Here is a 12,627-nt window from a genome sequence, read left to right on the forward strand (position 1 = left end):
TGCTACCCACATCAGCGAAAAGGTATTCAACGTCCATGCAGGCTTATCAACAGATCCAATCACTTAACACCTGGCTTAATGACCAAATTATCGGCCAGGAACATTTGACCCAACGCCTATTGATTGCCTTGCTTGCCGATGGCCACTTGCTGGTGGAAGGTGCGCCTGGCCTCGCCAAAACCAAGGCGATCAAAACGCTGTCCCAAGCAATAGAAGGCAACTTTCACCGCATTCAGTTCACTCCGGATCTTTTGCCATCCGACGTAACCGGTACCGATATTTATCGCCCCGAGCAAAACCGTTTTGAATTCCAGCCAGGCCCGATTTTCCACAACCTGGTACTTGCCGACGAGATCAACCGGGCTCCAGCCAAGGTACAATCGGCATTGCTTGAAGCCATGGCCGAGCGCCAGGTGAGTGTCGGCAGTAAAACCTACCCACTGCCCGCTTTGTTTATGGTGATGGCAACACAAAACCCCATCGAACAGGAAGGTACCTATCCATTACCGGAAGCACAGCTCGACCGATTCCTGCTTCATATCGTCGTGGATTATCCGAGTATCGATGCAGAACGCCGCATTTTGCAGCTTGCGCGCAATGAGGCCGCATCGGTAACCGCAGCCCAACCAGACATCATCACCCAAGCCACCATCGACGCTGCACGCAAAGAGATTCTCGCAATCCATATGGCAGACAGTGTTGAGGACTACATTGTTCATTTGATTAACGCCACTCGCCGCCCGACCCAATACTCCGCAGAACTCGCGGACCTGATTGAATACGGTGCAAGCCCGCGTGCCACTATTGCACTGGACCGCTGTGCTCGCGCCCACGCCTGGTTAAATGGCCGCGATTTCGTCAGCCCTGACGATGTTCAGGCAGTAGTCCACGACGTATTGCGCCATCGTTTGATTTTAAGTTTTGAAGCGGAAGCCACCGGTACTACGCCCAATCACGCGATTGATAAATTGCTGGCCGCTGTGCCATTGAGCTAAGCGGACGCACTGCCATGAGCAATTTATTGCAGCAAGACCTGAATCCACGCGGCGCTTATACCGAACTTGCCGCGTTATTGCGCTGTCGATTTTCTGCGCAGGATTTAAAACTTTTTGCGCACCAACCTGCGCGCAGTCTATTGTCTGGTGGCGAACGCACACGCTTTCGCGGTCGCGGAATGGATTTTGAAGAAGTCCGGCTTTACCAACCGGGTGATGATATTCGCTCGATTGATTGGCGAGTCACCGCGCGCACCCAGGTTGCCCATACCAAAATTTTTCGCGAAGAGCGCGAGCGTCCGGTATTTATGCTGGTCGATCAGCGCTCACCGTTATTTTTTGGCAGCACACGTTGTTTTAAATCGGTACTTGCTGCACATATAGCAGCGCTGCTCGGTTGGGCCGCACTAGCCAATGGCGATCGTTTGGGCGCGCTGGTGTTTGGCGATTATAATCAACGCGATGTACGTCCACGCCGCAGCAAACATGCAGTGCTGGAATTGTTGCATCAATTGCAAGATTACAATCACCGCTTAACATCACCTATCACGCCCGCACCTGCTCCGCTTCCGTCAGGCAAGCTAAAAAATGCCAACTCATTAGAGGGCATGCTGTCTGATGCCAGACGTATCGCGAAACCGGGTTGCGCGCTGTTTATCATCAGTGATTTCCACGATATGACCACGAGCGCGGAACAACAATTATTTGAATTGGCGCGGCATACCGATGTGACCTTGATTCACGTTTACGATCAATTGGAACGTCAACTCATTAGCAACTCACCGCTGACAATTAGTAATGGTCGCGAGCGATTGCAATTAGCAGCGAATGAAAAAGCATTCCAACAAGCGTACAAAAACCAATTTGACCAACAATTGAATCTGCTCACCAACATTTGTAAGCGCCTGCGTATTCCACTGCTCAGCTATGCCACACAAGATGATATCCAGGATGGTTTGCGCAAAGCCTTTGGTCGAAAAAAATAGCCAACCCTTTTAACATTAAACGCACACTATTCACGAATATAAAGCAGACTATGCAACCAACCTCATCTCCACTGGATCAATTAGCCGATATCCATTTACCTGATGGCGTAAGCTGGTGGCCACTTGCGCCCGGCTGGTGGATCTTGCTCGCACTACTCGTTCTGATCATCATTGGTTTTTTCATCTGGCGTCATCGCAAGCAGCAAAATCACTACCGTATTATTGCGCTGCAAGAGCTTGATGCAATTTACTCGCGCTATAACGAATCGCAAGATGCAGCCACCTATTTACAAGCGTTGAGTGTGTTATTGCGCCGCACCGCGTTGACTGCCTATCCACGCAGCTTCAACGCCAGTATCAAAGGTATTGAATGGTTGAATTGGTTAGATGCCGTTTGTCCCGCGCTCGATGAAAAATTCTCCGGCGAATTAGGGCAAAACCTGCTGCACAGTATTTACCAAAAAAATCCACAAATCGATGCGCTTGGCCTGCAACGGATCAGTGCCGCCTGGATCACCCTACACCGCAATCATCGTCAAAAAATTCCCGTGGCAAAAAAAGTAAACCCAGTCACGGAGGCCAACCATGTTTGAAATGCAATGGCCCTGGCTACTTCTGCTCGCCCCACTCCCGCTCCTGATGGGATTTATTGCACCGAAAAAACGGATCGAAGCCGCATTGCGCGTGCCTTTTTATCAACACGCAAGCCAATTGGAACAACAAAATCGTTTGGGCATTGGTAAGCGCCCGGCAAAATTATTATCGCTCTGGGTAATCTGGCTTGGTTGTTTACTTGCTGCAACCAATCCCCAATGGGTAGGTGAACCCACCAGCATGCCCTCCAGCGGTCGCGATTTATTAATGGCCGTCGATATTTCCGGCAGTATGGAACAGACCGATATGGTCGCCAATGGCCGCCGTATCACACGCTTGATGGCGGTGAAAAAAGTAATTGGTGATTTTGTTACGCGCCGCACAACTGATCGCCTGGGTCTAATTCTGTTCGGTGCCCAAGCTTATTTGCAAGCGCCATTAACCTACGACCGCAATACCGTAAATCAACTTTTACAAGAAGCACAAATTGGTTTTGCCGGACGTGAAACAGCTATTGGCGATGCGATTGGTCTCGCGGTGAAACGCCTGCGTGACCGCCCCAATGCTAGCAGAGTATTGGTTGTGCTCACCGATGGCGCTAATACTGCGGGCGTTCTAGCGCCCGACAAAGCCACCGAGCTTGCACAAAAAGCCGGTATAAAAATTTACACCATTGCTTTTGGTGCTGATTCAATGGAAGTACCCGGCATTTTTGGATCACGTACAGTTAACCCCTCGGCGGATCTCGACGAACCCACTATGATTGCGATCGCCGAAAAAACCGGCGGCAAATATTTCCGTGCGCGCAATCTGGAAGAACTCGATGAAATCCATCGCGAATTGGATCGACTTGAAGCAATTGAAATTGAGGCCGAAACGTTTCGTCCTGTCGCAACATTATTTTACTGGCCACTAGCGTTAGCATTTTTTCTCAGCCTCACCTTTGCTTGCATCCACATTTGGCAAGGGCGAACCACCCAAACAGTAACAACCGGGGCGGAGGCTAAATAATGTCTGCTATGGATTTACTTATCAGCCAATTTCATTTTTTGCGTCCCTGGTGGTTAATTGCAATTGTCCCTGTGGTCATCATCGCGCTGTTGCTGTGGTATCAAAAACATAACGCACGCCAGTGGCAACAAATGGTTGCGCCGGAATTATTGCAATATCTTCTCGACGGCCAAACCACTCGCATCAAGCCCTGGCAATTATTTGCGCTCTTGATCGCGTGGATTATTAGCTGCCTCGCACTCGCAGGTCCAAGCTGGGAAAAACGCCCGGTCGCGGTAGAAAAAAATCAACAAGCATTAGTGTTAATGCTCGATCTATCACCCTCAATGATGAGTGAGGATATCAAACCCTCACGCTTGGTGCGCGCACGGTTAAAAATTGCCGACTTGCTGCGTACGCGTAAAGATGGCCAAACTGCATTGCTGGTATATGCAGGTGATGTGCATGTTGTTACGCCACTAACAGATGATACCGAGACCATTAACAATATTATTCCCGCATTGCACCCAAACATTATGCCCGCGCAAGGGAGCAATACTGAAGAAGCGGTGAGCCGCGCGATAAAGCTATTAAAAGATGCCAATATCACCCAAGGTGATTTGTTATTAATTACCGATGGTGTAGATGCTGATGCACGCAGTAATGTTGTCGAGATTATGAATCGCGAAAGTCAATATCGCTTATCCATTCTCGGCGTAGGTAGCTCAACGCCCACTCCAATTCCTGGAGGTAAAGGTGGATTTGTACGCGACAGCAATCGTAATATCGTTACCACACAACTGGATGCAGGCGATCTGCAAAATCTCGCCAGCCAAACTCGCGGTCGTTATCGCACCATGGCAAATACAGCAAGCGATATTGATTACCTAATCGATTTACCTGCACCACAAAAAGAAGAAACCCAACGGGTAGATCGTGATTTTGACAGCTGGTATGACCGTGGCCATTGGCTGGTGCTACTAATACTACCTATTGCTCTCTACTGTTTCCGCCGCGGGGTTTTACTCTGCTTATTCATAATCCCGTTAATCGGATTAACGCCCGGCAAAAGCTATGCATTTGGCTGGGATGATTTATGGAAAAACAAAAACCAGCAAGCCTACGAAAAACTACAAGAGAATCAAGCCGCCGAAGCCGCGCAGCAATTCAATGCTCCGGAATGGAAAGCCAGCGCGCAATACCGCGCCGGCGATTATGCAGAAGCCGCGAAAAACTTTGCCCACTCCAATACTGCCGATGCTCATTACAATCGCGGCAATGCACTTGCCAAAGGAAGCAAATTGCCCGATGCGATCAAGGCCTATGACGAGGCACTCAAACTCAATCCTGATCTCGAAGATGCAAAGAAAAACCGCAAGCTCGTTGAGGATTTGATCAAAGAGCAAAAAGAACAACAAAACCAGAATCAGGATCAAGACAAGCAGGACCAGGATAAGCAAGACGAAGAAAAGGACGGCGACCAAAAGCAAGATCAAGGAAATAACGATCAACAAAATGATCAGAATAAAGATCAACAACAAGACAAAAGCGACCAGCAGCAACAGCAGGATCAAAATAACCAGCAGAACCAGGATCAACAGCAATCAGATAACGAACAAAACGATTCACAAGATCAGCAGCAATCCCCGGAGGATCAAGATAAGCAGCAGGAAAAATCCGAGGAGCAAAAAGCCGCTGAAGCTGCCCAACGAGAGCAAGAAGAACAAGAGGCTGCTGAAGAAAGCATGCAGCAAATGCAGGCAGGTGAGCCAAAAGATGACGACCTGACTGACGAAGAGCGTCAGGCAATGGAACAGTGGCTGCGCCGCATTCCTGATGATCCGGGCGGCTTGCTGCGCAATAAATTCAATTACGAGCATTACAAACGCAACCAGGACATCATGAATGGTGATTGGGAACCTCCAAAGAATGGAGCCGAAAATCGCTGGTAGCAAAAACATTGAATTCGATAGGTCCGCAACCAGATCCGAAATTAAATAGATCAGCAATTCGCTCAATATTGCAATGGAAGAGTATGATGAAACAGGCTTCATTAAATTTACAAAAACAACTCGGCCGCGCGGTCGGATTTTTGTTAATGGTCACAGGATTACACGTATATGCAGGCAATCTCACCGCCAGTGTTGATCGGGACACTCTTGGCCTGGAGGAAACCTTTACCCTCACACTCCGCTATGACAAACAAGTTAATGCCAGCCCTGATTACGAACTGCTGCGCAAAGATTTTGATATTTTAAATACACAAAGCGGTACGCAAATGCGCATTATCAATGGCAGCATGGAGGCCTCCACTGAATGGAAAATTGCATTAGCCCCGAAACGTATCGGTAAATCATTGATCCCTTCTTTTACGATTGACGGTGCTATTAGTGACGCCATTGAAATGACCATCGAAGGCAAAAGCAAATCACCCAAAAATACAGATAATAATGTCACAGTGGAAATTGAAACCAGTAAGGATACCAGCTATGTGCAGGAGCAAATTATTGTAACCCTGCGCCTGTACACAACTATCGGTTTGAACGGAATAGACCTGCAACCACTGCAAGTAAAAGATGCATTAGTGGTACAGCTGGATGAAAAACAATACCAAACAAAAATTAACGGACGCCCTGGTGCGGTAGTAGAAACACGTTACGCACTCTTCCCACAACAAAGTGGTGAATTGGTTATTCCAAGTATGTTGTATCAAGTCTCGCTCGCAGCAGGTCAACGCGATTTATGGGACAGGTTTTATGGCAACAATCAAAATAATATTTTACGTTTGCGCACCGACGAACAACGCTTGAATATTTTACCAGCACCAGTGAGTGTCGCCTCTGGTGATTGGCTGCCCGCTAACAATGTCAGTCTGAGTGAACACTGGAGCACAAGTATCGACTCACTAAAAATTGGTGAGCCAATCACACGCAGCATCACAATTAAAGCTGATGGCCTCACTGCAGGGCAAATCAACCCGTTACAATTTGCCGCAATCGATGGCCTGACTTTTTACAATGACCAAGCGCAAAACGACGATCAAAAATCAGCAAATGGCGTTGTGGGCACACGTGTTGAGACAGTCGCTATAGTACCGACCAAAGCAGGGCACTTTACTTTGCCAGAAGTTAAAGTGAGTTGGTGGGATACAAAATCCAATAGTTTACGTACCGCCACCCTGCCCCCGGCTCACTTAACCGTTGGCCTTGGCGATATGACCCAAGTTCCCGCAGCGTCGGTGGGCAATACAGAAACAGCAGCCGATGTTACTGCAAACACCAACGATCTACTTCCTACCCAAACACCACAAACTGTTATTCAGGAAAAAATTCCGGTTTGGTTGTACATCACCAACATTCTTAGCTTAATTATTGCCGTTTTCTTTGCTGTGCGTTTCTTGCAAACCAAACGAGCACTATCAGAAATTGATAACGCCAAGCGCAACGAAAAAAATGAACTCAACCAAAATGAAAATGAGGCCTGGAATAACTTCAAGCGCGCGCTATCAGAGCAAGAACTGGCCGGATTGCGCAAGGCATTAATTGTATGGGCACAAGCTTACTGGAAAGACTCCACCATAAGCAGCCTGCAAGCAGTTGCAGACCATGCCCGGCAACCGGCCTTGAGCGACGAATTACGCAGATTGGATGAAGCGATTTTCAGCACCCATGCATCAGCACCTGATACGGATATCCTGTTGCAGCTTCTTGCCAACTTACGCATGAGCAAACGTAAATCTGCTAACAGCGGTGACAGCCTGGAACCACTCTATAAAACCAATTGATCATTGTTTTAATGATCAATTGCGGTAGTACTGCAAGCGATCAATTTGTCGATCAAATTGATCCAATACATGCTCAATACAACGGGTTGCCAAGGTAAAATAATCTCCCGCCTGAATACTTGGCCGATCTATAACAAGCTGCGTTTCAATACAGCGCAGCAACTGTTGGATTTCTGTGCGGGATTTATCAGGCCAGGACGAATCTACGCTGGATGCAATTTTATTGCGCAAGTGATTGAGCTGAATACGCAATACGCTGGAGCACTCACCTTTTGTTGCCACGCCGGTACCCAGCGCCCTTGCCTGCCCGATGTACTCTGCAATTGACAACAGGTAGCGCCAATCAGTATCCATAGCCTCGCCGGTTATTTTTGAAAGGTGATGTACATCCGCCACGTCATCAATCAGATACAAAAGATTGGCAATTAAAATATTATGCTGCTTAAAGTTTTTATCCGCATCACCCTGTAAATAAATCATCCCCAAGCGAGTCCAATGGTCGGCTAAACTTGACCATTTAATGTTATCTCTCATCCAGCTGCCTGCGGCTTCAACATCGTCCATAGTGCATTTGATTTTTATTGCCAACGTTTCAATATCAGCTTTAACTGCGCGATTACCGTTAATAAAACCGGTTGTCAGTCCACGATGTTGCTGCACAAGGGTTAACAAGCCACGTAACAACTTTATATATTCAATTCCCTGGGTGAACTGTAAAGTGGCGTAACGTTTTTTTTGGCTCAAAGAAGCCATCAAAAACAGTAAAAAACCCACAGGAAAAACCAATAAAATTATCATTAGCGAAACAGGAGTTTCCATAGCGCTACTCCGATTGATGAGTCAATTTATGCAAGTGGTCGGCAATTTCGGCAGCTTGACCGGCGCGAAAACTATTTTGATTCGCCAAATCCGCTACCGTTTCTATGTGTTTTGAAATTTCGCGCGCTGCAACACTTTGCTGCCCTGCAGCGACGGCGATCTCATCGATCAATTCAAAAACATCCTCAGTTGTTGTTAAAATTGCTTTTAAAGATTCATCAGCACTGAATACACCTTGTAATGACTTATCTGTTTTTTCTACAACGTTAGTCATGCTTACCAATACTTGCTGCATACTCTCCTGCACGCGCGCAATATTGGTTGATATCTCACTGGCAGACCCTTTACTGCGCACAGCCAATGCACGCACTTCATCCGCCACCACCGCAAAACCCCGCCCATGTTCTCCTGCCCGCGCAGCCTCTATCGCTGCATTTAATGCAAGCAAGTTGGTCTGCCCGGCAATATCACTAATAATCTGTGACATAGCGGTAACATTTTGCATGAGCGTTCCCAACTGGCTGACGCGCGCCTCAGTTTCACGCGCGAGATTCGCCACTGCACTTGCTTCCCGGCTAGCTTCCGCTAACGCATTTCCTCCATTTTTACTATAGTCACACGCTTTAGTGGCTGCATCGCGAGCCGATGCAATTCGACTACTGATATCATCAATGCTATGGCTGATTTCCGTAATTGCCGCCACACTCGATGTGGTGGCACTTGATTGATAGGAAGCACTTTTTGAAACTTCTTTCGCATTTGCTGCCAACTCAAATGACGAATGCCCCATTTCTTTCACAGCATCTCTATATTCTGCATTGCGCCTCTGCCGCGATTTAAATACCTCGATAAATACATCGTGCAAACCATTAAGAGGCCCGACAACCGAGTGATTCCAATCGATCACTTCATTTTTATTTACCGCCAGCAAATACCGTTTGATTCCACGAACATCTCTGGTTACGCCACCAATAATACCGAGTATTAGAATCACCACTAATGCCAGAGGCATCAGCAACCAGTAACTATTACTGCCATATAAAATAGCACTCGCTACCAACAATAAATTACAGAAAATAGCGACTAGCAGAACCCACGACTTTACGGCGCCTACCGCTTGCCCCAAAAAACGCACCATCTCACAACCTCCAACCCCACCCTGCAAAAATAACCGAGCAAAAATGCGCACATAATCAGTGCGGTCATAATTATTATTGCCATCAATGCAACAAAAAGGGGCGCAACTTATCGCGTACTTTTACTTATCAGCAATATTTTAGGTATATCAATCAACATTCATGCCAGCCGCAGCTACTCGATCATTTAGCGAGCAGAAACAGAGTGAACAGGATTTACCGAAGTGTTGAACGATAAGGAATACAGGAGGAATTTTTTGGTGGGTAATAAACTTTTACGCAATAAAAAAGGCGGATGAATCAAGCTTCACCCGCCCTTTATGAACGACTATTTCTCCTAGATCAAACTTTTACTGACAACTTCAAATACATCTTTGGAAAGATTTGGCTCAGCTATAATTCTTTCCAGCTCGGCTTTCATCAACGCTTGGCGTTCTACATTGTACTTTTTCCACTTGGTTAACGGTGTCAACAACCGCGATGCAATTTGCGGGTTTTGAGTGTTAAGTAAAATAATTTGATCGGCCAGGAATCGGTAACCAGCACCTGCATCAGCGTGAAAATTAATCGCATTGCTGTTGCCAAAGGCCGCTACAAGCGCGCGAATTTTATTGGGATTTTTTCCATCGTAGGCCATATGCGCTTGTAATGCTTTTACTTTTTTCAATGTCTCAGGTAATACACAGGTTGCCTGCACGCTGAGCCATTGGTTCACCACTAACGATTCATGCTGCCAACGCTGGTAAAAGTCGGCTAACGCTGTTTCAGCCAACTGCTGTGCTAACGGAGCATCGGTGTTTACCAATTGCGTTAGCGCTGCCATCACATCAGTCATGTTGTTTGCCTCGCGGTATTGTTGTTCGCAAGCACGAATTAAATCGTCTTCGCCCAACAACATTAAATACCCTAGCGCAACATTTTTTAAACTACGCCCAGCAATTGCATCCGCTGTTGCGGTATAGGATTGCCGGTGATCATACGCATTGTAAATCCGCACAAAATCATCACGCAGTTCCCGTGCAATCACTTTGCGTACAGCCATGCGGCTATAGTGGATTGCCTCAACATCAACCAACTCAGCCAACTCGCTCAAATAGGCTTCTGATGGCAGACTGAGCATATAAGCCACCATGGCTTTATCAAGGCTATCGTCTTGCAGCACGCTGCGATATGCAGCCACCAGGTCGGCGTCGAGTTGCAAACTTACCAGATTTTCTCCACGTTGATACGCGGCCATCGCATGATGGATAGCTTGCAAACCTAATTGTTGACTTGCCTCCCAACGATTAAAACCATCGCTATCGCGGCTCATCAACACAATCAAATCATCACGATTGTAATCAAAATGCAATTTCACCGGAGCAGAAAAACCGCGTAGCAAACTCGGCACCGGCTTTTCTTGCACACGTTGGAATACAAACGTTTGCTCTGCACCAGTTAGCTCCAATACAGTATGGGTATTATCACCGGTTTCAAAATCCGGCTCTGCATCTTTCAGATAGAGCGGTAAGTCCCCTGCACTTCCCAAAAGCCCCAGTGCGATAGGAATATGAAACGGCAACTTCTCCTGACATTCAGGCGTTGGCGGGCAGGATTGTTTAATGGTAAGCGAATATTCTTGCGCCTCTTCATTGTAAAAATCGGTTACTTGCAAACGTGGAGTGCCTGCCTGTGAATACCAATTTTTAAATTGCGTGAGGTCGCGCCCGGAAGCATCGGCGAGCGCTGCAACAAAATCCTCCGTAGTCACTGCCTGCCCATCGTGACGATCGAAATACAAGTCAGTGCCTTTACGGAAATCGTCTTTGCCAAGTAAGGTCGCCAACATACGGATTATTTCCGCACCTTTTTCATATACAGTCATGGTGTAGAAGTTGGAAATTTCGATGTAGGACTCAGGGCGGATCGGATGCGCCATCGGGCCGGCATCTTCTGCGAACTGTAGCGTGCGCAGCAGAGTCACATCTTCAACCCGCTTCACAGTGCGAGATCCCATATCGGCAGAGAATTCTGAATCGCGATAAACCGTAAAACCTTCTTTCAAACTCAATTGGAACCAGTCGCGACAGGTGACACGGTTGCCGCTCCAGTTGTGGAAATATTCGTGTGCAACTACGCCTTCTACCCTTTGAAATCCAGCATCGGTAGTCGTTTCCGGCTTTGCCAGCACGCAAGATGTATTAAAGATGTTCAAACCTTTATTTTCCATCGCACCCATATTGAAATCATCGACCGCAACGATCATAAAAATATTGAGATCGTATTCACGGCCGTAGACTTCTTCATCCCAACGCATGGAATTTTTAAGCGACGTCATAGCGTGATTGCACTTATCCAGATCTTTGGGCTCTACAAAAATTTTCAGCGCAACTTCGCGCCCGGAACAAGTGGTAAAACTGTCTTCAATATGCGCAAGTTCGCCAGCCACTAATGCAAAAAGGTAAGCCGGTTTTTTAAAAGGATCGTGCCAGGTAGCATAGTGACGATTATTTTCTGCATTGCCCTGATCAATCAAGTTGCCGTTGGATAAGAGCACCGGATATTTTTTATCGGCAACCACCGTCGTGGTAAATTCGCTCATTACATCCGGACGATCAAGATAGTAAGTAATCTTGCGGAAACCCTCGGCTTCGCACTGGGTGCAATACATAGTGCGCGAGCGATATAAGCCTTCTAATGATGTGTTCGACTCAGGTTTGATTTTTGTGATACTCAGCAGCTTGAATTCAGCAGGCGTATCAAAAATAGTCAGGTTTTCTTCGCCAAACTCATAATCACTGTCGGTGAGTTGTTTTCCATCAAGCGCGATTGAAATTAATTCCAGATCAGCACCATGCAGAGTCAATTGTGTCGCGGGAACTTGTGCGGCCGGATTGCGGTATAAATGCAACATCGCACTTACGATAGTTTCACCATCGTAAATTTCAAAACGCAAATCTGTCGTTTTAATGAGATAATCGGGAACTTGATAATCTTTCAGGTAAATTGTTTTGGGTTGATTTTTGGCAGGTAATGATTGTTCAACAGCAGTCATAATGAAATCCTTAAAGTTTATTCAACCCACTTGATCGGTTTATCGTGCGGCTCATGGTCATGATCGTCATCACCACAATAGGCGTGCGGCTCCGGTGGGATATAGCCAGTATGTTGCTCGGGCGGAAGATTTTTATGCTCGTAAGCAATCACCGCCTGCATGCACAATTGACGCTGCTCAACTGACAATCGATTACCATCAGGCCATTTGCCCAACTCAACGGCGCGCTTTAGATTTTGGTAAATTTCCGGCGTAAGACTGGAAAGTAATTGTTGCAGATCCATAAATC

Annotated in this window: 10 protein-coding genes; 6 read left to right on the forward strand and 4 right to left on the reverse strand. The window is 46.9% G+C overall.

What is annotated here, in order from left to right; all coding sequences use genetic code 11:
• Nucleotides 1-35: 35 nt before the first annotated feature.
• The 6 genes from AC1RJL_RS06020 to AC1RJL_RS06045 all read left to right on the forward strand — a co-directional run bounded on the left by AC1RJL_RS06020 (nt 36) and on the right by AC1RJL_RS06045 (nt 7,349).
• Nucleotides 36-995 (forward strand): AAA family ATPase, encoded by a 960-nt coding sequence (locus AC1RJL_RS06020; protein ID WP_492911937.1) that lies wholly within the window; start codon nt 36-38, stop codon nt 993-995.
• Between the two features lie 14 nt (nt 996-1,009).
• Nucleotides 1,010-1,981 (forward strand): DUF58 domain-containing protein, encoded by a 972-nt coding sequence (locus tag AC1RJL_RS06025; protein WP_492911939.1) that lies wholly within the window; start codon nt 1,010-1,012, stop codon nt 1,979-1,981.
• 50 nt (nt 1,982-2,031) lie between these two features.
• The gene (locus AC1RJL_RS06030; protein WP_492911941.1) at nt 2,032-2,574 is read left to right on the forward strand and encodes a DUF4381 domain-containing protein; all 543 of its coding nucleotides are present in this window, start codon (nt 2,032-2,034) and stop codon (nt 2,572-2,574) included.
• Complete coding sequence (locus tag AC1RJL_RS06035; RefSeq protein ID WP_492911943.1) at nt 2,567-3,586, forward strand: VWA domain-containing protein; 1,020 nt, start codon at nt 2,567-2,569, stop codon at nt 3,584-3,586. The genes AC1RJL_RS06030 and AC1RJL_RS06035 overlap by 8 nt, the downstream gene beginning before the upstream one ends.
• The gene (locus AC1RJL_RS06040; protein WP_492911945.1) at nt 3,586-5,517 is read left to right on the forward strand and encodes a vWA domain-containing protein; all 1,932 of its coding nucleotides are present in this window, start codon (nt 3,586-3,588) and stop codon (nt 5,515-5,517) included. Before AC1RJL_RS06035 ends, AC1RJL_RS06040 begins: the two co-directional genes overlap by 1 nt.
• A gap of 83 nt (nt 5,518-5,600) precedes the next feature.
• Nucleotides 5,601-7,349 carry a BatD family protein gene (locus AC1RJL_RS06045; RefSeq protein ID WP_492911947.1) on the forward strand — a complete coding sequence of 583 codons (1,749 nt, stop codon included), beginning with the start codon at nt 5,601-5,603 and terminating at the stop codon, nt 7,347-7,349.
• A 15-nt stretch (nt 7,350-7,364) separates the two neighbouring features.
• On the opposite strand, the gene AC1RJL_RS06050 is transcribed toward AC1RJL_RS06045, so the two are convergent.
• The 4 genes from AC1RJL_RS06050 to AC1RJL_RS06065 all read right to left on the reverse strand — a co-directional run bounded on the left by AC1RJL_RS06050 (nt 7,365) and on the right by AC1RJL_RS06065 (nt 12,622).
• A complete protein-coding gene (locus tag AC1RJL_RS06050) occupies nt 7,365-8,168 on the reverse strand; it encodes a nitrate- and nitrite sensing domain-containing protein (protein ID WP_492911949.1) in 804 nt (267 codons plus the stop codon).
• Between the two features lie 4 nt (nt 8,169-8,172).
• Nucleotides 8,173-9,306 (reverse strand): methyl-accepting chemotaxis protein, encoded by a 1,134-nt coding sequence (locus tag AC1RJL_RS06055; protein WP_492911951.1) that lies wholly within the window; start codon nt 9,304-9,306, stop codon nt 8,173-8,175.
• A gap of 335 nt (nt 9,307-9,641) precedes the next feature.
• Entirely contained in the window at nt 9,642-12,338 is a 2,697-nt protein-coding gene (gene pepN, locus AC1RJL_RS06060) for an aminopeptidase N (protein WP_492911953.1), read from the reverse strand.
• A gap of 17 nt (nt 12,339-12,355) precedes the next feature.
• Complete coding sequence (locus AC1RJL_RS06065) at nt 12,356-12,622, reverse strand: YeaC family protein (RefSeq protein WP_492911955.1); 267 nt, start codon at nt 12,620-12,622, stop codon at nt 12,356-12,358.
• Nucleotides 12,623-12,627: the final 5 nt, after the last annotated feature.

Source organism: Cellvibrio sp. GW822-FHT04B05 (assembly GCF_058800985.1).